Genomic DNA, 24,249 nt, shown 5'->3' with positions numbered 1-24,249 from the left:
CATGGCTGACACACCCCCGGACCAGATTGCCCCCTTGCTGACAACGGAGGGTTGGGAACTGCTGGCATCCTTGGGACCATACCGTGACGGCGAAGCGTTCGCCCTCAATGCGCGCCTGCGCAAAGATGGCCACTCCCCCGCACTCGTGGCGGCCGTCCTCACCCAGTCCAGGCTCCGCACGCGGGCCGAGGCCAAGTTCGGAGAATTCGCCCGGCAGATGCTCTTCACCCAGGCGGGCCTGGAACAGGCCACCCGGCTCAATGTGGCAGCCAGGCACGCCGAGCGATTCGCCAAGGCGGGCACGCAGCACGTAGCGGACCTCGGCTGCGGGCTTGGAGCCGACTCCATGGCGATGGCCTCCATGGACATCAAGGTCACCGCCGTGGAACTGGATGAGACTACCGCAGCGTGCGCCACCATCAACCTCATGCCTTTCCCGCATGCGTCGGTGGTGCACTCTGACGCCACGTCCGTGTCCCTCGACGGGGTCGACGGCGTGTGGCTCGATCCGGCGCGCCGCACGACGTCGTCGTCGGGTACCAAACGGATCTGGGATCCGGAGGCGTTCTCGCCGCCGTTGTCCTTCGTTGAATCGCTTGCCGCTACCGGCAAGTCCGTCGGGGTCAAGATGGGCCCGGGAATGCCGCACGAATCGGTTCCGGCCGACTGCGAGGCACAGTGGGTTTCGGTGGGAGGGGACGTCACGGAAGTAACGCTGTGGTTCAACGACGTCGCCCGTCCGGGCATCCGCCGCGCGGCCTTGGTGCTCGGGCCCCAGGGCGCAGCCGAGATCACCAGCGGCGAAGATTTCGACGGCGGCCCGGTGCCCGACGTCGGGCCCGTGGAGGGATACCTGTACGAACCGGACGGGGCGGTGATCCGTGCGGGCCTGGTGGCCGATGTCGCACTCCGGCTCGGCGGCCACTTGGTGGACCAACACATCGCCTATATCTGCGCTCCGGAACTGGTTGAGACACCGTTCGCCCGCGCCTACAAAGTCCTGGAAGTCATGCCGTTGAACATCAAGGCCCTCAAAGCGTGGGTGAAGGCCAACGGCGTCGGGGTCCTGGACATCAAGAAGCGCGGCACCTCCGTCACCCCTGAGGAACTGCGCAAACAGTTGCTGCCGGCTGGAAAGGGCTCGGCAAAAGGCCGCGGCAACAAAACAGCCACCCTGGTCCTCACCAGGATCGGCGAGGAAAAGGTGGCTGTTGTGGTGGAGCCGGTAGCGGCTGCCTGAGCTGGTCTCTGGGCCGTGGTGCCCTATTGGGCGCGGGTGAACTCCTCGGCAGCGGCCACCTGCTCCGGCGTGGGCGTGATGCCCGTGTAGAGCACGAACTGTTCGAGCGCCTGGATGGTGGCTACCTCGGCGCCGCTGATCACGGTCTTTCCTGCCGCACGGCCGGCCTTGATGAGCGGCGTTTCGGAGGGGAGGGCGACGACGTCGAACACTACCTGCGCGGCCGCCACCGCCGCTTCGGGGAAGGACAGCGAGCCGGACTCGGGTCCGCCGGCCATGCCGATCGGTGTGACGTTGACGAGGACCTCCGCCGTCGACTCCCCCAGTTCGGCCTGCCAGCCGAAGCCGTAGAGTCCTGCGAGGGACTGCCCGAGCTTTTCGTTCCGGGCAACCACAGTAACGCGGGAGAATCCGGCGTCGCGGAAGGCCGCCGCGGTGGCCTTGGCCATACCGCCGGACCCGCGGAGCAGCACGGACGACGCCGGGTCGATCGCGTTGCGCTCGATCAGCTGGGCGATCGCGGTGTAGTCCGTGTTGTAGGCCGTCAGCACGCCGGCGTCGTTCACGATCGTGTTGACCGAGTCGATAGCGGCGGCCGAAGCATCCATCCGGTCGACGAGGGCGATGACGTCTTCCTTGTAAGGCATCGAGACGGCACAGCCGCGGATGCCCAGGCCGCGCACGCCGGCGATCGCGTTCGGGAGGTCGGTGGGAGCGAAGGCCTTGTAGATCCAATTCAGGCCGAGCGCTTCGTACAGGAAGTTGTGGAAACGCGTTCCGTTATTGCTTGGCCGGGCAGAGAGAGAAATACAGAGCGTCATGTCTTTATTGAGGATCGGCATAACGGGGCTTCCTTCGCGTAGCGGGTTCTCTGCCCAGCCTAGACGGGGAGCTAGCCTTGGCGCGCCTTGAAGCGCGGATTCAGCTTGTTGATGACAAAGGTGCGGCCGCGCCGGCGGATCACTTGAGCGCCGGGGATCTTCTTGAGGGCACGCAACGAGTTCCTGACTTTCATGGGGTTCTCCTTCTCGGGTTTTGACTTGTTTGATTCGGGCTTTGTTCCACCGAGGCTGGAGCTCGGCTAAAGGGTGGATTCGAGTTCAAAAGGGTCCTCGAGTCCGGCGAAGCCGTGCCGCAGCTCCGCTTCGCTTAGTGCACAACTGTCCAGCAGGGCCCGGATTTCCGCGGCGTCGAGGTCCTCCCCTCGTCCGGTCACGGCCAGCACAGTGCCGCGGTCACCAAAGCGGGGGTGCCAGTCGAGAACGGCGTCGACGTCGTGGAGTGCCTTTCCGTGCTGCAGCCCTTTGCCGTCGAGGACAGGGCCGGCGCCGGCGTCCGCAAGCCACTCGCCAGTGCTCTCGAGCCAAACACGCGGCCCGATTCCCTGCACCGCGATCCGAACCTTGGCCGCCGAAGCAATCCACAAGCGGCCCCGCATCCAGTGGCATCCCTCGGCCAACTTGGGTAGCGCCTCCTGGAAGCGCCCCGGATGAAGCGGACGCTCCACTTTGTGGAGCACTGTCCGGAAACTCCCCGACTCCTCCTCGAGCGGCACCCTCACGGAACCACGACGGAGTCTCGCGAGAGCCTCGGCGCCGTCGTAGCAGCCGGGCCGGAAGTCGTCGTCGCCCGCGGAAATGGCTGCGTGCGGCGCAAGCTGCCCAAGAAGTTCCACGCCGTGGGTCCAGGCCTCGCTTGAGTCCGGGCGCAAGCCGGTGAGCTCTGCCCCCAGACCGGCGTGCACCATGACAGTATCCGCGTGGCTCAATTCCCCAATGAGAAATTCTCCGCTGGTGCGGTCATCTTCGGGCATGGCCGTGAAGCCGGATTCATACAGCGTGTGTTTGTCCCAGATATGGTCTTCCAGGCCGGAGGGATCGATCGCCAACACGGCGTTGTCGATGACGGCAGGCCGCTCAAGGCCCCGTTTGAGTTCGGCCACCGCCATCTCCACGGAGACACCCGGTGGCAGGCCCAGGACGATGTGGTCATGGCCGGAGGACGCGAGGCGTTCCGCCGTCGGGACAACATCAAGGCGGACCGTGCAGCTGAGGCAACCGTGCTCCAAGACGGTTTGTGCCCGCTCCACCAGTTCGCCGTCGCGGAAAACCCTCCGCAAAACGACGGAACCGTCCAGGAGGTCGTGAAGGACCACCACCGAATCGCGGTGGGTCCGCCCAAGCCTGGCGGTGGCTGCTTCGCGGCATTGGCTGTCCAGTGAGCTGACAACAGAAAGATGCATGTCAACTATCATAGATGCAAATCATTCTCATTAGCAACAGCTGGTTTCCTGTTTTACCTTGCGGTTCCCATCATGCGGTACCGTACCGCCCCTGCATTAGACTTGAGCCAACCGCTGACGGCCCCACGGCGGGCATTGCTCAGGGCGTTTTTGGCAAATACCGAGGGGACCCACGTGCAGATTGATTTCGCTTCATCCAGGCAGTCGACCCTGGGGGTGGAATGGGAGCTCGCGCTCGTCAACGCACGCACCGGCGAATTGGTCTCCGTTGCGAATGAGGTCCTGCGGGGCGTGGCATCGCGGCATCCGGACTTGAACGAAGACGACGAGCATCCGCACATCAAACGGGAACTGCTCTTGAACACCGTGGAACTTGTCACGGGCGTGTGCAACACCGTCAAGGAAGCCAAGGAAGACCTGGCCCGGTCCCTGCGGGCCGTCAGGGAAGTCACCGACCCCATGGGCGTGGAGCTTTTCTGCGCCGGAAGCCATCCTTTCAGCCCGCCTCAGCTTCAGCCGGTCTCGGACAAAGAACGCTATGCCAAATTGATCGACCGCACCCAATGGTGGGGACGGCAAATGGTCATCTACGGGGTGCACGTCCATGTCGGCCTGGACCGAAGGGACAAGGCGCTCCCCATCCTCGATGGCTTGGTCAACTACTTCCCGCATTTCCAGGCATTGTCCGCTTCGAGCCCGTTCTGGGGCGGCGAAGACACTGGCTATGCGTCACAACGCGCCCTCATGTTCCAGCAACTGCCCACGGCAGGATTGCCTTTCCAGTTCCCCAGCTGGGCCGAATACGAGTCCTACGTCCAGGACATGTTCACTACCGGAGTCATCGATACCCTGTCTGAGATCCGCTGGGATATCCGTCCGGTGCCGAATCTGGGCACCATCGAGATGCGCATTTGCGACGGCCTGGCCACCCTCGAGGAAGTCGGCGCTGTTGCGGCCTTGACCCAATGCCTGGTGGACGAGTTTTCCACGATCCTGGACAACGGCGGCAGCATTCCCACCATGCCGCCGTGGCACATCCAGGAAAACAAGTGGCGCGCCGCCCGTTACGGCATGGAAGCGATCATCATCCTCGACGCCGAAGGAAATGAGCAGCTCGTCACTGAGCACCTGAAGGAAACGCTGCTGCGCTTGGCGCCTGTCGCTGAGAAGCTGGGTTGCTCCAAGGAACTGGCCGACGTCGAAAAGATCATCGCCCGCGGAGCAGGCTACCAGCGCCAGCGCCGCGTCGCCGCGCAGCACGACGGCGATCTCCACGCGGTTGTCCAGGATCTCGTTGAGCAAATGCGGTCCGTTCCGACCGCCTAGCCTCCGACCGCTTAGCCCTGCTGTCCAGCATGCAGCCGGACTCCGGCGCCTACACCGATACCGTGGTCACCGGTAGGGAAGAATCCGGAGCGAACGCGACGCCGCTAGGATCGATTCCCGCCATGATGAGCTGCGAGCCCAAGGCAGCAACCATGGCGCCGTTGTCGGTGCACAGTGGCAGCGGCGGCACATGCAAGGTGATCCCGGCAGAGCTGCAGCGTTGCCCTGTCAGCTCACGGAGCCGGGAGTTGGCTGCAACGCCGCCGCCCAGCAGGAGGTCCGTGATCCCGTTCTCCTTGCACGCCAGGACAGCCTTGGACGTGATCACGTCCACTACCGCTTCCTGGAATGCAGCGGCGATATCGGCAACGGGAACGTCCTCACCGCGCGCTTCGAACTGTTCAACGCAGCGCGCGACGGCGGTCTTGAGCCCGCTGAAGGACCAGTCGTAGCGATGGGGTCCCGGCTCCTCCGTGGTTCCCATGTACTTGGGTTGCGTCAGGCCGCGCGGGAAGCGGATGGCCTTGGCGTTGCCTTCCTTGGCGAGTTTGTCGATGGCCGGTCCGCCCGGGTAGCCAAGGCCCAGGAGCCTCGCCACTTTGTCGTAGGCCTCGCCCGCGGCGTCGTCGATCGTGGAGCCGAGCATCTCGACGTCGTCGGTGATGCTGCGGATGCGCAGGATTTCCGTATGCCCGCCGGAGACCAGCAACGCGCCGAGATTTTCCGGCAGCCGGCCGGCCGAACCGGGTCCCCCCGTGCCGCCGGCACCCCCGTCAAGGAGCGCGACGCCGACATGCGCCACTAAGTGGTTGATCGCATAGAGCGGTTTGCCCGTGGCAACAGAAAGCGCCTTGGCCGCGCAAACACCCACCATGAGCGCGCCCGCCAAGCCAGGTCCGGAGGTCACGGCGATGGCGTCGATATCGTCCAGCGTGACCCCTGCCTCGTGCAAGGCCTCCTGCAGCGTGGGAACAAAAGCGTCCAGGTGCGCACGCGAAGCGATCTCCGGAATGACGCCGCCGAAGCGGACGTGCTCGTCCATCGAGGAAGACACCGTGTTGGTCAGCAAAGTGGTGCCACGGACAATCCCTACGCCGGTTTCGTCGCAGGAGGACTCGATCCCCAGCACGAGCGGCTGGACGGTGTGGGAGCGGTTCATGCCGGAATTCCTTCAGTCAATGTCAGCCTCATGATGAGGGCATCCGTACCGTCGCGGTAGTACCGCCGACGCACATGGATCTGCTCGAAGCCGAACCGCACATACAAGGCCTGCGCGCGCGGATTGTCGGCACGGACCTCCAGGAGCACTTCCACCGCGCCGCGCCGTCGGGCCTCTTCGATCAGTTCCGTGAGGATGGCGGAGCCAATTCCCCTGCCTTCGAATTCGGGCACGACGGCGATCGTCTGGACGTCGGCGATCGGCTCGATGCACATGAGCCCCGCGTAGGCCACAATCTGGCCGTCGGATTCGGCAACCACGTAGCGGCGGGTATCAACCTGGGCAAGTTCATCGAAAAACATCTGCATCGGCCACGCATCCACCGGGAAGAGCCGACGTTCGAGGACCTCGACGGCGGTGACGTCGTCAGCGGTCATGTCGCGCAAGGTCACGCCGTCGAGTTTGAACTGGTACGAGGGGTTCACAGGGCACGCTTCCTCGGGCCCGGCACTTGCGCGTCGGATTCCCGCAAATACAAGGGTGTGGAATCCGGCAGCTCCGCGCCTGCTGCCAAGAGGGCCATGGCGAACTGGCCCAACGAGGCGGCGTCGGGCTGGGTGCTGCTGAATTCCTCGTTCGCGTTGACCACGTCCGCATAGATGCCTCCGCCGGCACCGAAGACCGGGAGATCGGGCAACTCCGATGCGAAACCGACGTGCGGACCGTCCACGAGCTCCGGGAGCTGGCTATCGTTGAGCGTGTAGCGCGCCCAGTAGACCTCCTTGCGACGGGCATCCGTGGCCACGAGGAACTCTGCCTGCGCCTCCGTTGATTCGGCCACTTCCAAAGCGATCGCGTCCAGGCTCATCAGACCGAAAAGCGGCTTGTTCCACGCAAATGCCAAAGTGCGGGCCGTTGCAATCCCTGAACGAAGCCCGGTGAATGGTCCTGGGCCAACGCCCGTGACGATGAGGTCGATGTCGGCGCCGCTGACGCCGGCGTCGGCCAGGAGTTTCTCAATGCCGGGCGCCAGCACCTCGGCATGGCTGCGGGTGTCCTCCGTGGCGAAGGACTCCACCACGCCTTCCAGGGCATCGTCCGAGATGAGGGCCGCACTCGCCACGGCCGAAGTATCAATGGCCAAAATCAGCATCAGGCGTTCTCCTCCAGTAATTCCGGCACGGCGCTCCACCGAGGGCCAAAGCCGCGGAAAACGATAGTGCGCGGTTCGTCGTCGTCCTCCGGGTCGAAGTCCAGCACAGCATCCTGGGTCGTGGCCGCACTGGCGACCGTCGAATCCGCGCCGCCCACCGTCCGGTGCATCTCGATGTCCAAGCGACTATCCGAAAGGTGTTCCACGCGCTCGCGCCCCCATTCGACAACCGTCACTGAGTTGTCCATGGTGTTTTCGAGGTCGATGTCGTCGATTTCCGCGGCGGACGCCAGCCGGTAAGCATCAACGTGGACCAAATCCGGGCCGCCGGGGCGTGGCCCGTCGGGCAGGTTGGGGTGAATCCGCACCAGGACGAACGTGGGCGAGATGACGCCGGCACGGACGCCCAGTCCTTCGCCGAGTCCCTGCGTGAAGGTGGTCTTGCCGGCACCGAGTTCGCCTGTCAGGACGAGCAGGTCGCCCGGCTCAAGGACCCCGGCGAGCGCCGAGCCCAACGCGTGCGTCTGCTCCGCCGTCGCGACCTTGACGGTCCGTTCCCACAATGCCGCACTCAACGGGGTCCTATCAATCGAAGCCCCGCTCACCGCGCATCCGCCGCCGGAGTCTCATTGACGTAGATGCGCGGCACGCGCGGGCTGATGCGGGTGACAATCTCATAGTTGTTGGTTCCCGCGGCGGCAGCCCAGTCGTCCGCCGTCGGGCCGCCGTCGGCTCCGTCACCAAACATGACGGCTTCGGCACCCAGCCAACCGGCTTCGTCCGTCACCGCATTCCCAAGGTCGATGACCATCTGGTCCATGGCGATCCGGCCCACAACGGGGTAGTTGACCCCGCTGACCCGCACCGGTCCGCCGGTGGCGACCCGCGGCACGCCGTCGGCATAACCGAGCGGGATCAGGCCCAAGGCACTCTCGCTGGAAGTCCGGTAGTTGAGTCCGTAGGACACCCCTTGGCCTTCGGGCACGCGCTTGCAATTGGAAACGAGGGTGCGCACCGTCATGGCGGGGCGGAGACCAAGTTCCGCAGAGCTTTGTCCTTCGAAAGGGGACAATCCGTAGAGGCCGAGCCCCACGCGGACGAGGTCGAAGTGGGCATCCGGGCGCGAAAGCGTGGCGGGAGTGTTGGCGAGATGCCGGACTTCGGTGTCCACTCCGGCGTCCTCGGCCACGGCAATCGCTTCCCGGAAGGCCGCCAACTGCTCGTCGGTCTCGGGACGGTGGGGTTCATCGGCCACGGCCAAGTGCGAAAAGATACCCACAACGCGCAGGAGGCCCTCGTCCTGGTATTCCATGGCCTGGCCCACCACTTTGTCCCATTGGGCAATGGTGGAGCCGTTGCGGCCCAGGCCGGTGTCAACCTTGAGATGGATACGGGCCGGCCGCTCCTGTTCGCGCGCCGCGGCGACCACCGCGTCCAGCTCCCAGCCGGATATCCCGACGTCGACGCCGGCGGCGACCGCCGCTTGGAAGTTGCTTTGGGTGGTGTGCAACCAAGCCAGCATGGGGGCATCGATTCCGGCAGCGCGTAGCGCCAAAGCCTCCGAAATATGGGCAACACCGAGCCATCGGGCGCCGGCTTCAAGGGCTGCCCGCGCCACCTGCACTGCGCCGTGCCCATAGGCGTCGGCCTTGACCACGGCCATGACGTTTGCAGGCGAGGCGATGGCCACGAACTGGCGTACGTTGTGCCGGACGGCGTCCAGGTCAATGACGGCTGATCGTTCGAGGACCGTTGCCGAACCCGATTTCGTCGAGGGCTCGAAACTGGCAGCTGCTTCGTAAGTCACCCTCACGATTCTAGTGCCGCGGCGGCGTGCGGGTTGACTGGGGGTGTAGGGGTTGTCCAGCAGGGTGAGCGGCTTGTCCGGCGAGTGAGCGCCGCTCAGGCGTCGGAGTTGTGGGCGATCGTGGCTGTTGCACGACGTTGGGCCCCGGGCGGGACGTCCTCCACAATGTCCTCGAGGAAGGCGAACCGTTTGAGCCACTGGCTGGACTGCCGCTCCCTGCGGGCGTTGGCTCGTTGCCACCAATCGGCGATGTCTCCCCAACCAGGCGCAGCCAGCGAGCCACCCACTTCCTGCACCGCCAGCGAGGCACAAAGATTGGCAAAACGGAGCCGGTCTCCCAAAGGCCACCCGGCCAGGCAGCCCACAACAAACGCCGCACCAAAGCAGTCGCCCGCTCCCGTGGGGTCGTACGCCGTCACGGGAAGGGACGGCACCCATTCCTCCTCACCGGATTCGGAATCCACGGCCATGGCTCCCTGCGCACCCAACGTCACTACAGCCACCGGAACGCGGTCGGCGAGCGTGTAGAGGGCAGACCATGGGTTGTCCTTGCCGGTAAAGGCCATCGCCTCCCGTTGGTTCGGCATGAAGGCGTAGAAATTGCTGAGCTGGTCCAGCCGCTTCGACGACCACGCCCCGGTCGGATCCCATCCTGCGTCGCCGAAGAGTTTGACGCCGGCTTTCCGCGCCGCCAACATCCATGGCTCCGGCTCCTCGGCGAGATCCGCGACGGCGGCGAGCGCCTTGGGCGGATCGCCAATCAGTTCGGACGCGCTCATGGGCGAGGGGTGGCCGTGGGTGACCATGGAACGGTCCTGATCGACGCACAAGGAGACGGTGACCGGGGAATGCCAGCCCTCGAACCGCCTGGACAGGGAAAGGTCAACATGCTCCTGGCTTTCCAGGATGCGCCAGTTGAAGTCCCCGTATCCGTCATCCCCGAAGGCCGCCGCAAGGCTGGTCCGCAGCCCAAGCCGGGCGGCCGCGATGGCTTGGTTTGCCACGCCGCCAGGGCAGGTCCCCATGCCTTGGCTCCACACTTCGGTCCCTGGTTCAGGGCTTCGGTCCAGTCCGGTAAAGATGATGTCCTGGAACACTGTGCCTGTCAGCAGAAGATCGCACCCTGAATCGACCCCGTCTTCCTGCTCAGCCCCGCGGATGGCAGCGAGGGGATCGAATCCAGTCCTGGGCGTTGCGTCCATGCACGGCAGACTACGCCGCAGCCACGATTGTGCAAAGCTCTTAGAGCTCCTGGTACATGACGTGCAGCCCCACGTAGCCAAGGGTCGGATGTTGGAAGGCCTCGGGGATCGTCGCCATGATGCGGAAGCCCATGGACTGCCACAGGCCCACCGCGCGGACGTTGCTCTCGACGACCGCATTGAACTGCATGGCCTTGAACCCGGAATCCCGGGCGGCAACCAAGGAATAGGCACACAGCGCTCGAGCGATTCCCTGCCCGCCGTGGTCGGCATGGACCATGTAGCCGGCGTTGGCCACATGGCTTCCGCCGCCGCCCTGGTTTGCGTGCAGTTCACCGGTACCCAGCACTTCGCCGTCGCGCACTGCCACGAAGGTCAGGCCGGGCGCCTCCTTGAACCATTTGCCCCGTGCCGTTTCTTCGGTGGTGTCGCGGTCCCAGGTGAATGTCTCCCCTGCCCGGATCACGGGTTCCAGGACGGCCCAGATCCCGGGCCAGTCGCTTTCCTCGGCGGGCCGGATCTCGTACTTAACGGCCGTCGGCGTTCCTGCTTCGCTGTTTGAGTGGCTCACGTCCGTTACGGTATCAGCCCGCCATGCGCAGAGGGCCCTCTTGGTCCGGCTGCAATGCCAGGGGGGTCAGGAGTAGTGTTTTCGCTGGGACGCAGAGGATTTGTCGCTTTGCGGGGCTTGTTGAATTGCGTTGGATACAGGAGGTAGAGGTGTCGTTGATCCGTCGCGTGGCCTTCCTGTCACTCCACACTTCCCCCATGGAGCAGCCGGGTTCGGGCGATGCCGGCGGCATGAATGTGTACGTCCGGGCGCTGGCCATGGCCTTGGCGGATCTTGGCGTGGAGGTAGAGATCTTCACGCGTTCGACGTCCGCCGGGCAGCCCGCCGTCGAACATCCCGGTCCCGGCGTCTGCGTCCATAACGTCCTGGCAGGCCCGCCCCGGAAACTGCCCAAGGAGGAACTTCCCGAGCTCCTCCATGCCATGGTTGCCGAAATCGAGAGGATCCGGCAACGGCAACCGCACGGCCGTTACGACGCCATCCATTCGCACTACTGGGTTTCCGGCGTGGCCGGCCTGGAACTCTCCGCATTGTGGAACGTGCCGCTGATCCACACGATGCACACGATGGCGAAGGTCAAGAACCTGGTGCTCGAATCCGGCGAGCGGCCTGAACCGCGCCTGCGTGAAGACGGCGAACAACGGATCGTGGATGGGGCCACACGCCTCGTGGCCAATACGCCCGCCGAAGCCCAGGAGCTCGTATCGCACTACAACGCCGATTTCGACCATATCGACATCGCACCCCCCGGCGTTGACCTCACCGTGTTCACTCCAGCGTTCCGGGCCCGGTCCCGCGCCGAACTTGGTGTGCGGCCGGGCAGTTTCCACTTGCTCTTCGCCGGACGCATCCAACGGCTCAAGGGCCCGCAGGTCTTCATCGAGGCTGCCGGCATCCTCCGCAAGAGGCGGCCCGACATCGACCTCGAGCTGACCATCCTTGGCGCCTTAAGCGGCGCCAAGGACTTCAATCTACAGTCCTTCATTACGGCCGCAGGGCTCGACGACGTCGTAACGCACCGTGCGCCGGTCAAGGCGCCCAAGCTGGCGGGCTGGTTCCGGTCAGCCGACGTCGTGCTGATGCCATCCTTCAGCGAATCGTTCGGGCTTGTTGCCCTCGAGGCGCAGGCTTGCGGCACTCCGGTGGTGGCCACCAACGTGGGTGGACTGTCCCGCGCTCTTGCCGACGGTCGGACGGGTATTTTGGTTAACGGCCACGATCCCTCCCGCTGGGCCGACGTCATCGAAGCCCTGTACGACGATCCCCGCACCCGCGAAGATATGGGTCGTGCCGCCGCCGTGCACGCGGAGTCCTTCGGCTGGCAGAGGACGGCAGCCATCACGCTCGAGAGCTACCACGCTGCCATCGGCGCTGTCCTCGTCCGCCCAAGCTAGACCCCCGCTCACCAATGTGCCCCCTCCCGGCGACGCTCGCTCACCTATGTGCCCCCTCCCGACGACGCTCGCTCACCAATGTGCCCCCTCCCGACGACGCTCGCTCACCAATGAAGGCAATCCCCCAAACGCTCGCTCACCAATGAAGGCAATCCCGACGACGCTCGCTCACCAATGAAGGCAATCCCCCAAACGCTCGCTCACCTATGTGCCCCCTCCCGGCGACGCTCGCTCACCTATGGGGGCACGCCTGATAGATTGTCGCGCACAGTGTTCCGCACGGATTTGAGGACAAGGATGTCTGAAAACAAGATCTTGAGCGACCTTGAAATTGCCCAGAATGCGGCGATGCGTCCCATCGAGGAGATCGCGGAGCGTGCCGGGATCAACGTCGATGCGTTGGAACTGTACGGCCGGTTCAAGGCGAAAATCGATCCCGCCAAGCTCCGTCTCCCGGATGCCAAACGCGCGGGCAAGGTAGTCCTCGTCTCGGCTATGTCCCCAACGCCCGCAGGTGAGGGGAAGTCCACAACCACGGTAGGCCTCGCCGATTCCTTGGCGCGGGCCGGTCACCGCGTGATGATCGCGCTACGCGAACCGTCCCTTGGACCGATCTTGGGCATGAAGGGAGGCGCGACCGGGGGCGGCTATTCCCAGGTTCTCCCCATGGACCAGATCAACCTGCATTTCACCGGCGACTTCCACGCGATCACCTCGGCAAATAATGCCCTGATGGCCCTCGTGGACAACCACATATTCCAAGGCAACGAGCTCAACATTGATCCACGCCGCATGACCTTCAAACGGGTTCTCGATATGAACGACCGCTCGCTGCGCGAGATCATCATCGGCTTGGGCGGGCCCGCTCAAGGAGTGCCGCGACAGGACGGATTCGACATAACCGTGGCGTCCGAAATCATGGCCGTCTTCTGCCTCGCGACGGACTTGGATGACCTCCGCGAGCGCCTCGGCCGCATCACTTTCGGATACAGCTATGACCGTCAGCCGGTCACCGTGGCCGATCTCGGCGTCCAGGGTGCCCTGACCATGCTGTTGAAGGACGCCATCAAACCGAATCTCGTGCAGACCATCGCAGGAACGCCGGCCCTGGTGCACGGCGGCCCGTTCGCCAATATCGCACATGGCTGCAACTCGCTCATCGCCACACGAACGGCCCAACAACTCGCCGACATTGTTGTCACGGAAGCGGGATTCGGCGCCGACCTCGGTGCCGAAAAGTACATGGACATCAAGTCGCGAATCGCGGACGTGGCGCCGTCCGCCGTCGTCGTGGTCGCGACTATCAGGGCGCTGAAGATGCAGGGCGGCGTCCCGAAGGAGCTGCTCAAGGAGCCCAACGTCGAGGCACTCGCCGCTGGGGTCGAGAACTTAAAACGGCACGTCCACAATGTGGAGAAGTTTGGCGTCACACCGGTTGTTGCAATCAATAAATTCGCGACGGACACAAGCGAAGAGCTCGAATGGTTGCTGGCTTGGTGCGCCCAGGAGGGAGTGCAGGCGGCAGTGGCGGACGTCTGGGGCCGAGGTGGAGGGGGCGACGGCGGTGACGAGCTCGCGGCGAAGGTCGCCGCGGCGGTGGCGGCAGCAACGCCGTCGGACTTCCGGCACTTGTACCCCCTTGGCCTGTCCATTGAAGACAAGATCCGCACGATCGTGCAGGAAATCTATGGTGCCGACGGTGTGGAGTTTTCGGTCCCAGCGCTCAGGCGCCTCGCGGACATCCGGAGAAACGGCTGGAGCGGAATGCCCGTTTGCATGGCAAAGACGCAGTATTCATTCACCGACGACGCGTCCCAGTTGGGCGCCCCCAAGGGTTTCACGGTCCACGTCCGCGAGCTGATTCCCAAGACCGGGGCGGGCTTCATTGTCGCTCTGACGGGTGCTGTCATGACGATGCCGGGTTTACCTAAGGAACCCGCCGCGATGCGAATGGACGTCGATGAGCATGGCAACCCGGTGGGCCTCTTCTGACCCTCGCTCACGTATGTGGCACTTTCGGGAAACCCTCGCTCACGTATGTGGCACTTTCGGGAAACCCTCGCTCACCTATCACCCCCGAGGACTACAAGACCTACTGCCGAATCCCGAGCCTGTGGATAACTTCTGCGGGCACCCGCCTGTTTGCGTAACAATGCGGGTATGAGAAACGAGTCTGTCCTTCCCATTGAACTGCTTTCTGGACCGTTCACGCTCGCCCAGGCCCAAGCCCAGGGTGTCCCGCGCGGTCGCCTGCTTCGCGCCGACGTCGAACGCGTCAGCCGTAGCCTCTACCGTCCGATCGGCTGGGACTTCGACCTTGAGTCCGCAGCGCGTGCGCTGTCGGCAGCCACGCCCGGCGCCTGGATCTCGCATGTAACGGCAGCGCGACTTCGATGTTCCTGCCTTCCGCCTTGGCTTGCCGATTCGACGGAGCTGCACCTCAGCAAGCCGCGATCGTTGCCTGGAGCCCGCCGCAAAGGCGTGATCGGGCACAGGGTGATGGCGGCCGCCGACGAGGTTGAATCCGTTGATGGAATACGGATCAGCACGCGCCCCCGCACTTGGCTGGACATGGCCCGGCTCCTGCCTTTGAACGACCTCGTCTGTATGGGCGACGAGCTGATCCGCGTGCCCCGCCAGGCGCTGGAAGGACGGGACACCCCGTTTGCGACCCTCGAAGAACTGCGTGCCCTAGTAGAGCGACATCCAAATTTACAAGGCGTCGTGCGTGCCAGGCAGGCGCTCGAACTGATGCGCGTGGGCGCGGATTCCGCGCCAGAGTCGCTTCTTCGCTTGGCCATGCTGGACGCCGGAATCCCAGAACCCGAACTTCAACTCAAGTTGCGAAGTGACGATCCGTTCTCGCCGTCGGCGGATTTGGGCTTCCGCCAAAGGCGGCTCGCCATTCAGTACGACGGCGGCCATCACCTCGCTGAGGCCCAGACACTCAGTGATCGACGCCGGAACAAAGCCTTCGAGGCAGCCGGCTGGACCGTCCTCGTGTTCCGCAAGGACGATTTGGCAGATGGTTTCGAACTGGCAACCAAGGAGATCAAGAAGGCACTGCGATCAGCGTGGGTCGATCCCGCCGTCGCATCCGGCTTTGCAAGCGCCGTATAGGTGAGCGAGCGTCCGCCCAACACGCCCCAAAAGTGAGCGAGGGTTAAACCACAGACGCCCGCTCACATATAAGCGAGCGAGCGTCCGTCGAAAACCCGACGCAAGTGAGCGAGCGTCGGGAGAGAGAAGGAGGGCGGGATGGCAGGAAGGCGCCGGGTTAGCGCTCCACGTCGCCGCGAATGAAGGCTTCGACCTTTTCGCGGGCGATGTCGTCGTTGAACTGCTCCGGCGGGGACTTCATGAAGTAGCTGGAAGCCGAAAGCAGCGGGCCTCCGATGCCGCGGTCCAGGCCGATCTTGGCGGCGCGGATGGCGTCGATGATCACGCCGGCAGAGTTCGGGGAGTCCCAGACCTCGAGCTTGTACTCGAGCGAAACCGGGGCATCGCCGAAGTTGCGGCCTTCGAGGCGAACGAACGCCCACTTGCGGTCATCGAGCCAGGCGACGTAGTCGGAGGGGCCAATGTGGACGTCGTCGGCGTGCAGGACGGCCTCGACGTTGGAGGTCACGGCCTGGGTCTTGGAGATCTTCTTGGATTCCAGGCGGTCGCGCTCAAGCATGTTCTTGAAGTCCATGTTGCCACCGACGTTCAGCTGGTACGTGCGGTCCAGCGTGACGCCGCGGTCTTCGAAGAGCTTGGCCATGACGCGGTGCGTGATGGTGGCTCCGATCTGGCTCTTGATGTCATCGCCGACGATCGGCACACCAGCGGCGGTGAACTTGTCGGCCCATTCCTTGGTACCCGCGATGAAGACCGGCAGGGCGTTGACGAAGGCGACACCGGCGTCGATCGCGCACTGGGCGTAGAAGTGCGCGGCTTCCTCGGAACCAACGGGCAGGTAGCAGACCATGACGTCGGCCTTGGCTTCGCGCAGTGCGGCGACGATGTCCACTGCCTCTTCCGAAGCCTCGATGATGGTTTCGCGGTAGTACTTGCCCAGGCCGTCCAGGGTGTGGCCGCGCTGCACGGTCACGCCAGTGGAAGGGACATCGGCGATTTTGATGGTGTTGTTCTCGCTGGCGCCGATGGCGTCAGCGAGGTCGAGGCCGACCTTCTTGCTGTCGACGTCGAACGCAGCGACGAACTGGACGTCGTTGACGTGGTACTTGCCGAACTCAACATGCATCAGACCCGGAATCGTGGCCTGGGGGTCGGCATCGCGATAGTAGTGGACACCTTGGACCAGCGAAGCGGCGCAGTTACCTACGCCGACAATGGCGACACGAATCGGATGTGAAGACACGGAACTCCTTTGAGAACTAACCTCAGGTGCCTAGCGCGTCGGTACCTGAATGTACGACGGCGTCTTAAAGGCACAGCGCCATTCGGCGCTCTTTGCATTGTAACCAACCCGAACGGGGCCGGCTTTGTTCCCGGCCGGCCCCGCACCTGTGTTAAGTTTCCGAATCTACTTCTGCCCCCACAAATTGATGTCGGATTCGACGGCGAACTCGTCAATCGCTGTCAGTTCCTCTGACGTGAAGCCGAGGTTGTTGATCGCGGACACGGTGTCCTCCAGCTGCGCGACGCTTGACGCGCCCACCAAGGCCGAGGTTACAGGCGAACCCTTGGGCTGATCGCGCAGGATCCAGGCGATAGCCATCTGGGCGAGGGTCTGGCCGCGTCCTTCGGCAATGGCGTTCAAACCACGCACCCGGCTCAGCTTTTCCTCGGTCAGCGCTGATTCGGACAAGAACCGCTCCTTGGCCGCGCGCGAATCCGCGGGGATTCCATTCAGGTACCGGTTGGTGAGCATTCCCTGTGCCAGCGGGGAGAAAGCGATGGATCCTGCTCCAACCTGGTCAAGCGTTTCGTAGAGGTTGGGCGAACCGTTCTCGGTCCAGCGGTTGAGCATGGAATAGCTGGGCTGGTGGATGAGCAGCGGCGTGCCCATCTCCTTGAGGATCCGGGCCGCCTCGAGGGTCTGATCAGGGGTGTAGGACGAGATTCCTGCGTAGAGCGCTTTGCCGGAACGGACGGCATAGTCCAGGGCGCCCATGGTTTCTTCCAGCGGGGTTTCGGGGTCGGGGCGGTGGCTGTAGAAGATGTCTACGTAGTCAAGTCCCATGCGCTGGAGCGACTGGTCAAGGCTGGAGAGTAGGTACTTGCGGGAGCCCCACTCTCCATAGGGACCGGGCCACATGTAGTAGCCGGCCTTGGTGGAAATGACGAGTTCGTCGCGGTACGGCCTGAAATCGTCCTTCAGGTGGCGGCCGAAGTTCGTTTCAGCGGAACCGTCCGGCGGACCATAGTTGTTGGCGAGGTCGAAGTGGTTGACCCCAAGATCGAAAGCCCGGCGCAGGATGGCCCGCTGTTCCTCGAAACGCTTGTCGTCGCCGAAGTTGTGCCACAGTCCCAGCGAGATCGCGGGAAGTTTGAGGCCGCTGCGTCCGACGCGGCGGTAGGGCATGGTTTCATGGCGGTTCTCCGCAGCCGAATAAGTCATACCTACCATCCTGCCACCGCCTTCGAGGCTCAAAGGCCGATGTCCGTCATGTGGTCGAGGTCACTGTAAAGGGAACAGTCACTTAAGGCGCACGACGGCGGCGCTCTCCCCCGGGAGGGTCAGCTTTCCATTCCCGACGGCGGCCGCGGAGGCCGTGGCGAGCAAGACTTCGCCATCCATGGCCTTCGTCAGCGTCAGCGTCAGGTCACCAAAGTTGCAGGCAACCATCACAGCGCCCCGGCTAAGAACCAGCCATTTGTCCTCTTCGCTGAAGTCGACGTGGGTGTCAGTGAATCCGCCGCCCGCAAGCTCCGGCGTCGAGCGCCTGAGGTTCGCCAGCGCCCGGTAAAGTTCCAGCAATCGGGCGTGATCGCCGTCGTGCGCTTCCTCCCAATTGAGCTTGGAGCGTTCAAACGTCTCCGGGTCCTGGGGGTTGGGCACCAATGCCGGGTCCCAGCCCATCCGTTCGAATTCCTTGAGCCTGCCCTTTGCGGTGGCCTCGGCCAACCATTCCTCGGGATGCGATGTGAAGAACTGCCAAGGAGTGGACGCGCCGAATTCTTCGCCCATGAAGAGCATCGGAGTGAACGGCGACGTCATGGTCAGCACCGCGGCCAGCGCCAACCTGCCGTAAGACAGGCTCGCACTCAGCCGGTCACCGGCGGCGCGGTTGCCGATTTGATCGTGGTTTTGGTTGCAGACCACCAAAGCGGCAGGATGAACCAGCCCCGGGCGAATGGGGCGGCCATGATGCCTGCCACGAAAGCTTGAGTAGCTCCCGTCGTGGAAGAAACCGTGCTCAAGCACCTTTGCCAATGCGCCCAAGGAGTCGAAGTCCGAATAGTAGCCGGCTGTTTCGCCGGTGAGGTTCACGTGCACGGCGTGGTGGAAGTCGTCACTCCACTGCCCTTCCAGGCCATAGCCGTTGGTGTCCCGACGGTAGATCAGGCGCGGATTGTTCAGGTCCGATTCCGCAATCAACGTCTTGGGGACGCCTGATTCGGCTTCGATGCCATCTGCAAGGCTTGCCAGGTCTTCAAGGATATGGACGGCACGCTCATCGCGAAGGGCGTGCACGGCGTCGAGGCGCAGCCCGTCCACGTGGAAGTCGCTCAACCACATAGCTGCGTTGTCCAGGATGAATTGACGGACTTCATCGGAACCGGGGCCATCCAGGTTCACTGAGTCGCCCCACGTGTTTCCTTCGCCGGACTTCAGGTAGGGGCCGAATTTCGGCAGGTAGTTCCCGCTGGGTCCCAGATGGTTGTAGACCACATCCTGGATCACACCGAGTCCGGCAGAATGCGCGGCATCCACGAATCGCTGATAAGCCTCCGGTCCGCCGTAGGCCTCGTGGACGGCGAACCACAGCACGCCGTCGTAGCCCCAGTTGTGGGGGCCGTTGAACGCATTGACCGGCAGGAGCTCCACGAAGTCGATTCCCAGTTCAACGAGGTAATCCAGCTTTCCCACGGCCGCGTCCAGTGTGCCTTCCGGTGTGAAGGTCCCGAGGTGAAGCTCATAGATGACTGCGCCGCCGAGCCCGCGCCCTTCCCAGTCCGAATCGTTCCAGGCATACGACGAGGCGTTGAAGGTGCGGGAAAGGGCATGGACCCCGTCCGGCTGGCGCTGCGACCTCGGATCGGGAAAAGGCCCCTCGCCGTTCACCAGATATCCGTAGTCGGTGCCGGCCAGCCGTGGTACGTCAGCCGTCCACCAGCCGGCGGCGCCGCCGTCCTGCGACCGCATTTCGTGGTGCTGACCCGCCGCGAGCAGGGTGACAGACTCTGCAAACGGGGCCCACACGTCGAACCGTTTCCCGGCGCTGGTCTTCTCGGCCATCGCTCCCCCTCAATCGTCTCGTCCGGGCTTCGTTGGCCCGCCGTCGTTGCTTGCTCTGGCTAGCTAATGGGTACGAGCAAGGCCACCGGATATCGCTGCAGAAGCCTTGCGACGTGAACCTCGCCCGGTGGGTAGCTGTTGCCGGTGAGCTCATCCTGGGCCGCGCTCCCAAGACGAATGGAGGTGTCCTGCCACCCGCCGTTTCGCTCAAGCTTCCGCGGGAGCCGAGTGGCCAAAGTGATGGCTCCGCCCCCGGCGGCAGGGGTTCCACGGTCGAAGGCGATCAGATGTTCAGTTGCGGGACCCTCGGCATTGACGGGATTGTAACCACCGAAGAGCTCCGGCCGGTCCCGGCGCAAACGCAATGCCCGGGATGTCAGCAGCAGCTTGGCGAGCTCGTCCCGCGCTTCAGTCCGGACACCGGCGTCGAGGGCTGCAAGGGCGGCCCTCCTCCGTTCGAAGTCGACCGCGCGCCGGTTGTCGGGGTCGGTGAGTGAACGATCCCAAAACTCGGTGCCTTGGTAGACGTCCGGTACGCCCGGCATGGTCAGCTGGACAATCTTTGCCGACAGTGAGTTGGACGTTCCATAAGGGTCCACAAGGGCAACGAACTCTTCGAGGGCGGCCGTCACCTCCGGCACGTCGAAGACGGCGTCGACGGCGGAGGCGAGCTTTGCTTCGAACGCCTCGTTCGGCTCCGTCCAGCTCGTGGAGTTGCCCGCTTCGCGTGCCGCTTTGAGGACGTACCCCTGGAGGCGTTCACGGCTGGCCGGCCAAGCACCGGCGATCGCTTGCCATACGAGGGCTGCGAGTGGCCCGTCGGGAATCGGAGCCAGTTCCTGCATGCGATCCACGAATGCTTCCCATTCGGGGACGGCCTCGGAGATAGCGGAGATCCTGGCCCGGGTGTCTTCGCTGCGCTTGGTGTCGTGCGTGGTCAGTGTGGTCATGGACAGCGGCAGCAGTGCCTGGCGGCGTACCATGCGCTCGTGGAATCCAGCCGTGGACAAGGCGAATTCGGTGGGATCCGCTCCCACTTCAGTCAGCGTGCCAAGGCGCGTGTAACGGAAGAACGCGGTGTCTTCCACGCCCTTGGCCATGACCATGCCGGAGGTCTGCTGGAAGCGGCGGCCGAGTTCACTGCTGGCGTCGAGCAGCAGCGGAAGCAGCTCCTTGAGGACCTGGTCCAGTTCCGGCCTGGTCCGGGCGGCCCGTTCAACGGCGTCAACCAAGGTGTCTTTGCCGTAGGGGAGATAGCTTCGGTAGACGTGAAACGAGGCAATGGTCTCAGCCAGGGCGTCGGCCGCCTTGTGGCGGGGCAGTTCCTGAGACTCGGGGACGAGCCTCGCGAGCCGCAGGATTTCCGAATGCAGGATGCCGTCCGTAATGCGCCGCTTGGTGCCGTGGATCATGGCCTGGTAATCGGCGGGCCCCACGGTGCCCCGGAGCCTGGCATCCAAGGCGTCAAGCTGCGCTTCGGCGTCGGGATCCACGAAAAGGCGATCGACGTCGGCGAGCGCGTCGTAGCCTGTGGTCCCCTCACAGTCGAAGTTCTCCGGAAGTTCCTCCCCTGGCTCGAGGATCTTCTCGACGAGCAGATAGGAACCGGCCGTGGTTTCCTTGAGGCGCTCAAGGTACCCGGCAGGGTCCGCGAGCCCGTCCGGGTGATCGATCCTCAGCCCGTCCACAAGCCCGTCTCGGAACCACCGGGCGACCTCCGCGTGGGCTTCCGCGAAGACCCACGGGATTTCGACACGGATCCCGGCCAGTGTATTGACCGCGAAGAAGCGGCGGTAATTCAGTTCGTCGTCAGCCCGGCGCCAGCCGAGCAATTCGTAGTTCTGGCGCGCATGGACGTCCCTGGCGTCGTCACCGGCGACGTAGCTGCCTTCGGCCAGCGGGAAGCGGTGGTCAAAGTAGCGCAATTCGCCGTCGACCACTTCCAGCTTGTCGACGTCGTCGTCGCTGCCGAGGACCGGGATCCGGAGCCTTCCGCCACCGAAGTCCCAGTCGACGTCGAACGCTTCCGCATAGCGGGAGGTCCTGCCCTCTTTGAGGAGGGACCACCACCAGGCATTTTGCGGAGGCGACGCAACGCCCATGTGGTTCGGGACGATATCCACCAGGACCCCGAGGCCGGCTTCCCGTGCCGCCTTGGAGAGCGCCGCGAGCCCTTCGGCTCCGCCGCGCGAAGCATCAACGGTGGAGGGGTCGGTGACGTCGTAACCGTGGTCCGAGCCCTCCTCCGCCGTCAGGATAGGCGACAGGTACACCCAATCCACTCCGAGCTCGCGTAGATAACCCGTGAGGGCCGCCGCGTCCTGGAGCGTGAACGAAGGCCTGATCTGGAGCCTGTACGTGGAGACGGGTGTCCTCATGATCCCCCGTTCTTGTGGGCGCGTGGCTTTCTGGGCTTCTTCGGCGCAGCGGCAGGCTTGGTTTCGGGGGCAGCCTTCGGCTCCTGAGCGTGGTGCTTTTTCGGTTCGGGTGCGGTTTCCGGTACAACCTGGAGCTTCCGTGTGGACGGTGCCGGTGTGGCCGGCGCAGTCAAGGAAGCCGTTTCGGTGGTGGTTGTCTGCGACAAGGCGGCGAGGGACGCCGCTACGGAATGGTCCGGATCCGTGTCCGGGATGCTGTGTGCCCGCAATACCACGAGCGATTTGGCCCCAACGCCCAGGACGGATTCCGCCGGCACAGGTTGAGTGTCCGCTCCGCCGCCGGCGGTGTCGATGATGATGTCCCACGCAGGTGCGTATTCGTCCGAGGGCACCTTGAAACCGACTTCGTCGTCGTGGGCGTTGAAGTAGAGCAGGAAGTTGACGTCCGTGATCCGCCGGCCCTGGTTGTCCCGGCCGCGGATGCCGTCACCGTTGAGGAACACGCCGACGGAGCGGCCGAAGCCGCTGTCCCAATCCGACGGCGTCATGGTGGTTCCGTCGACATCGAGCCAGACGATGTCCGGAAGCCTCTCGCCTTCGCCTCGCAGTACCGGGCGTCCGTCGAAGAAGCGGCTGCGCCGGAAGGTGGGATGCTTGGCGCGCAATGCGCTGACCGCGGCCGTGAACTCCACGAGCGGCTGGTCCACGCTCTCCCAGTTGATCCACGTCAGCTCGGAGTCCTGACAGTAGCCATTGTTGTTGCCCCGCTGGGTGCGGCCGAGCTCGTCACCGTGCAGGAGCATCGGAACACCCTGGGACAGGAGCATCGAGGCGATGAAGTTCCGCTGTTGGCGGGCACGAAGGCCCAGGACCTTCGGGTCCTCGGTGGGGCCCTCCACGCCGCAGTTCCAGGAACGGTTGTGGGATTCGCCGTCGTTGTTGCCTTCGCCGTTCGCCTCGTTGTGTTTCTCGTTGTAGGACACCAGGTCGGCCAAGGTGAAGCCGTCGTGGGCCGTGACGAAGTTGATGGAGGCTACCGGGCGGCGGCCGGAGTGCTCGTAAAGGTCCGCCGATCCGGTCAACCGCGAGGCGAACTCGCCCAGGGTGGAGGGCTCGCCACGCCAGAAGTCACGGACCGTGTCCCGGTACTGGCCGTTCCATTCCGTCCACTGCGGCGGGAAGTTGCCCACTTGGTAGCCACCGGGACCGACGTCCCACGGCTCGGCGATCAGCTTGACCTGGGAGACTACAGGATCCTGCTGGATGAGTTCGAAGAAGGTCGACAACTTGTCCACGTCATAGAACTCACGGGCCAGCGTGGAGGCGAGGTCGAAGCGGAAACCGTCCACGTGCATTTCGGTGACCCAGTAGCGCAGGGAATCCATGAGCAGTTGCAACGAGTGAGGGCTGCGCACATTCAGCGAGTTCCCGGTACCCGTGTAGTCCATGTAGTGCTTCTCGTCACCGTCCATCAGACGGTAATACGCGGCGTTGTCGATCCCCTTGAAGGACAATGTGGGGCCCAAGTGGTTGCCCTCGGCTGTGTGGTTGTACACGACGTCGAGGATGACCTCGATGCCTGCCGTGTGCAACGCCCTGACCATGGCCTTGAAGTCCTGGACCTGCTGGCCGGTATCGCCTTTGGAGCTGTAGCTGTTGTGCGGGGCGAAGAACCCGATGGTGTTGTAGCCCCAGTAGTTGTTCAGCCCCCTGTCCTGCAGGATGCCGTCGTTCGTGAACTGGTGCACCGGCATGAGCTCGATAGCCGTCACCCCGAGCTTCTGCAGATGGGAAATCACGGCCGGGTGGGCCACTCCGGCATACGTGCCGCGCTGCTCTTCCGGAACCTCAGGGTGGAGCTGGGTCAGGCCCTTGACGTGGGCCTCGTAGATCACGGACCGGTGGTACGGGATCCGCAACAACTGGTCCCCTGCCCAGTCGAAGAACGGATTGATGACCACGCCCATCATCATGTGGGGTGCGGAGTCCTTGTCATTGCGGGAGTCCGGATCCCCCATGTTGTAAGAGAAAAGCGCCGGATCCCAGTCGATCTGCCGGTGGATGGCCTTCGCGTAAGGATCCAGGAGAAGCTTGTTCGGGTTGAAGCGCTGCCCGGAGGCAGGGTCATAGAGACCGTGCACGCGGTAGCCATACTTCTGTCCGGGCTGGACGTGGGGAAGGTAGCAATGCCATACATACCCGTCCACTTCGCTGACGGTGTAGGAAATTTCTTCCCCGTCGTCAAAGAGACACAACTCCACCTTTTCGGCCTTCTCGCTGAACAGCGCGAAGTTGGTTCCCGTGCCATCGAAAGTGGCTCCCAACGGGTAAGCGGCTCCTGGCCAAACGTCCATGTGTTCTCCTTCACG

General features: G+C 64.0%; 20 protein-coding genes. 5 read left to right on the top strand and 15 right to left on the bottom strand.

Going from position 1 to position 24,249, the window contains the following annotated elements:
* Position 1 precedes the first annotated feature (1 nt).
* Positions 2-1,240 carry a class I SAM-dependent methyltransferase gene (locus ACFVTG_RS05705; protein ID WP_284756255.1) on the top strand — a complete coding sequence of 413 codons (1,239 nt, stop codon included), beginning with the start codon at positions 2-4 and terminating at the stop codon, positions 1,238-1,240.
* A 23-nt stretch (positions 1,241-1,263) separates the two neighbouring features.
* Here the strand turns inward: ACFVTG_RS05705 and ACFVTG_RS05700 are convergent, their stop codons facing one another.
* From ACFVTG_RS05700 to ACFVTG_RS05690, 3 genes are all read right to left on the bottom strand, one after another.
* On the bottom strand, positions 1,264-2,082 hold the full coding sequence (locus tag ACFVTG_RS05700; protein ID WP_390278809.1) for a shikimate 5-dehydrogenase: 819 nt from the start codon (positions 2,080-2,082) through the stop codon (positions 1,264-1,266).
* A gap of 50 nt (positions 2,083-2,132) precedes the next feature.
* Positions 2,133-2,255 carry a type B 50S ribosomal protein L36 gene (gene ykgO / locus ACFVTG_RS05695; protein WP_284756257.1) on the bottom strand — a complete coding sequence of 41 codons (123 nt, stop codon included), beginning with the start codon at positions 2,253-2,255 and terminating at the stop codon, positions 2,133-2,135.
* Positions 2,256-2,321: 66 nt separating this feature from the next.
* Positions 2,322-3,482 (bottom strand): GTP-binding protein, encoded by a 1,161-nt coding sequence (locus ACFVTG_RS05690; protein ID WP_390278806.1) that lies wholly within the window; start codon positions 3,480-3,482, stop codon positions 2,322-2,324.
* A 174-nt stretch (positions 3,483-3,656) separates the two neighbouring features.
* Between ACFVTG_RS05690 and ACFVTG_RS05685 the strand changes: the two genes are divergently transcribed.
* Positions 3,657-4,808: a glutamate--cysteine ligase gene (locus ACFVTG_RS05685; protein WP_390278803.1), complete on the top strand. Its 1,152-nt coding sequence runs from the start codon at positions 3,657-3,659 to the stop codon at positions 4,806-4,808.
* A 49-nt stretch (positions 4,809-4,857) separates the two neighbouring features.
* Here ACFVTG_RS05685 and tsaD read toward each other — a convergent pair whose 3' ends face one another.
* The 7 genes from tsaD to ACFVTG_RS05650 all read right to left on the bottom strand — a co-directional run bounded on the left by tsaD (position 4,858) and on the right by ACFVTG_RS05650 (position 10,700).
* Positions 4,858-5,967 (bottom strand): tRNA (adenosine(37)-N6)-threonylcarbamoyltransferase complex transferase subunit TsaD, encoded by a 1,110-nt coding sequence (tsaD, locus tag ACFVTG_RS05680; RefSeq protein WP_390278801.1) that lies wholly within the window; start codon positions 5,965-5,967, stop codon positions 4,858-4,860.
* Entirely contained in the window at positions 5,964-6,404 is a 441-nt protein-coding gene (gene rimI / locus ACFVTG_RS05675; RefSeq protein WP_390278950.1) for a ribosomal protein S18-alanine N-acetyltransferase, read from the bottom strand. Before rimI ends, tsaD begins: the two co-directional genes overlap by 4 nt.
* Before the next feature lie 44 nt (positions 6,405-6,448).
* Complete coding sequence (gene tsaB, locus ACFVTG_RS05670; protein WP_284756265.1) at positions 6,449-7,120, bottom strand: tRNA (adenosine(37)-N6)-threonylcarbamoyltransferase complex dimerization subunit type 1 TsaB; 672 nt, start codon at positions 7,118-7,120, stop codon at positions 6,449-6,451.
* Entirely contained in the window at positions 7,120-7,695 is a 576-nt protein-coding gene (gene tsaE, locus ACFVTG_RS05665; RefSeq protein ID WP_284756266.1) for a tRNA (adenosine(37)-N6)-threonylcarbamoyltransferase complex ATPase subunit type 1 TsaE, read from the bottom strand. Before tsaE ends, tsaB begins: the two co-directional genes overlap by 1 nt.
* A 26-nt stretch (positions 7,696-7,721) precedes the next feature.
* Complete coding sequence (alr, locus tag ACFVTG_RS05660) at positions 7,722-8,927, bottom strand: alanine racemase (RefSeq protein WP_284756268.1); 1,206 nt, start codon at positions 8,925-8,927, stop codon at positions 7,722-7,724.
* 95 nt (positions 8,928-9,022) lie between these two features.
* A complete protein-coding gene (locus tag ACFVTG_RS05655; protein ID WP_390278799.1) occupies positions 9,023-10,129 on the bottom strand; it encodes a carbohydrate kinase family protein in 1,107 nt (368 codons plus the stop codon).
* A 40-nt stretch (positions 10,130-10,169) separates the two neighbouring features.
* A complete protein-coding gene (locus ACFVTG_RS05650; protein WP_390278797.1) occupies positions 10,170-10,700 on the bottom strand; it encodes a GNAT family N-acetyltransferase in 531 nt (176 codons plus the stop codon).
* Between the two features lie 149 nt (positions 10,701-10,849).
* Between ACFVTG_RS05650 and mshA the strand changes: the two genes are divergently transcribed.
* The 3 genes from mshA to ACFVTG_RS05635 all read left to right on the top strand — a co-directional run bounded on the left by mshA (position 10,850) and on the right by ACFVTG_RS05635 (position 15,214).
* Positions 10,850-12,094, top strand: coding sequence for a D-inositol-3-phosphate glycosyltransferase (mshA, locus tag ACFVTG_RS05645; RefSeq protein WP_390278794.1), 1,245 nt, complete (start codon positions 10,850-10,852; stop codon positions 12,092-12,094).
* 297 nt (positions 12,095-12,391) lie between these two features.
* Positions 12,392-14,086 carry a formate--tetrahydrofolate ligase gene (locus tag ACFVTG_RS05640; RefSeq protein ID WP_390278791.1) on the top strand — a complete coding sequence of 565 codons (1,695 nt, stop codon included), beginning with the start codon at positions 12,392-12,394 and terminating at the stop codon, positions 14,084-14,086.
* A gap of 168 nt (positions 14,087-14,254) precedes the next feature.
* Entirely contained in the window at positions 14,255-15,214 is a 960-nt protein-coding gene (locus tag ACFVTG_RS05635; RefSeq protein ID WP_390278788.1) for a DUF559 domain-containing protein, read from the top strand.
* Positions 15,215-15,371: 157 nt separating this feature from the next.
* Here the strand turns inward: ACFVTG_RS05635 and ACFVTG_RS05630 are convergent, their stop codons facing one another.
* The 5 genes from ACFVTG_RS05630 to glgX form a co-directional block, all read right to left on the bottom strand.
* Complete coding sequence (locus ACFVTG_RS05630; protein ID WP_284755206.1) at positions 15,372-16,457, bottom strand: inositol-3-phosphate synthase; 1,086 nt, start codon at positions 16,455-16,457, stop codon at positions 15,372-15,374.
* Positions 16,458-16,622: 165 nt separating this feature from the next.
* Complete coding sequence (mgrA, locus tag ACFVTG_RS05625) at positions 16,623-17,660, bottom strand: L-glyceraldehyde 3-phosphate reductase (protein WP_390278785.1); 1,038 nt, start codon at positions 17,658-17,660, stop codon at positions 16,623-16,625.
* A 78-nt stretch (positions 17,661-17,738) separates the two neighbouring features.
* On the bottom strand, positions 17,739-19,502 hold the full coding sequence (treZ, locus tag ACFVTG_RS05620; protein ID WP_390278782.1) for a malto-oligosyltrehalose trehalohydrolase: 1,764 nt from the start codon (positions 19,500-19,502) through the stop codon (positions 17,739-17,741).
* Positions 19,503-19,561: 59 nt separating this feature from the next.
* Complete coding sequence (gene treY / locus ACFVTG_RS05615; RefSeq protein ID WP_390278779.1) at positions 19,562-21,880, bottom strand: malto-oligosyltrehalose synthase; 2,319 nt, start codon at positions 21,878-21,880, stop codon at positions 19,562-19,564.
* Positions 21,877-24,234, bottom strand: coding sequence for a glycogen debranching protein GlgX (glgX, locus tag ACFVTG_RS05610; RefSeq protein ID WP_390278775.1), 2,358 nt, complete (start codon positions 24,232-24,234; stop codon positions 21,877-21,879). Before glgX ends, treY begins: the two co-directional genes overlap by 4 nt.
* Between the last annotated feature and the right edge of the window lie 15 nt (positions 24,235-24,249).

The sequence above is a fragment of the Arthrobacter sp. NPDC058127 genome (genome assembly GCF_042884555.1).
Classification (GTDB): Bacteria; Actinomycetota; Actinomycetes; order Actinomycetales; family Micrococcaceae; genus Arthrobacter.
This window is presented reverse-complemented; position numbering and strand designations above follow the sequence as displayed.

Coding starts and splice junctions, on each gene's coding strand:
- ACFVTG_RS05705 (WP_284756255.1), top strand. CDS start 2: ATGGCTGACACACCCCCGGACCAGATTGCCCCCTTGCTGACAACGGAG.
- ACFVTG_RS05690 (WP_390278806.1), bottom strand. CDS start 3,482: ATGCATCTTTCTGTTGTCAGCTCACTGGACAGCCAATGCCGCGAAGCA.
- treZ (WP_390278782.1), bottom strand. CDS start 19,502: ATGGCCGAGAAGACCAGCGCCGGGAAACGGTTCGACGTGTGGGCCCCG.
- glgX (WP_390278775.1), bottom strand. CDS start 24,234: ATGGACGTTTGGCCAGGAGCCGCTTACCCGTTGGGAGCCACTTTCGAT.
- treY (WP_390278779.1), bottom strand. CDS start 21,880: ATGAGGACACCCGTCTCCACGTACAGGCTCCAGATCAGGCCTTCGTTC.
- mgrA (WP_390278785.1), bottom strand. CDS start 17,660: ATGACTTATTCGGCTGCGGAGAACCGCCATGAAACCATGCCCTACCGC.
- ACFVTG_RS05640 (WP_390278791.1), top strand. CDS start 12,392: ATGTCTGAAAACAAGATCTTGAGCGACCTTGAAATTGCCCAGAATGCG.
- ykgO (WP_284756257.1), bottom strand. CDS start 2,255: ATGAAAGTCAGGAACTCGTTGCGTGCCCTCAAGAAGATCCCCGGCGCT.
- rimI (WP_390278950.1), bottom strand. CDS start 6,404: ATGACCGCTGACGACGTCACCGCCGTCGAGGTCCTCGAACGTCGGCTC.
- ACFVTG_RS05635 (WP_390278788.1), top strand. CDS start 14,255: ATGAGAAACGAGTCTGTCCTTCCCATTGAACTGCTTTCTGGACCGTTC.
- ACFVTG_RS05700 (WP_390278809.1), bottom strand. CDS start 2,082: ATGCCGATCCTCAATAAAGACATGACGCTCTGTATTTCTCTCTCTGCC.
- ACFVTG_RS05655 (WP_390278799.1), bottom strand. CDS start 10,129: ATGGACGCAACGCCCAGGACTGGATTCGATCCCCTCGCTGCCATCCGC.
- tsaB (WP_284756265.1), bottom strand. CDS start 7,120: ATGCTGATTTTGGCCATTGATACTTCGGCCGTGGCGAGTGCGGCCCTC.
- tsaD (WP_390278801.1), bottom strand. CDS start 5,967: ATGAACCGCTCCCACACCGTCCAGCCGCTCGTGCTGGGGATCGAGTCC.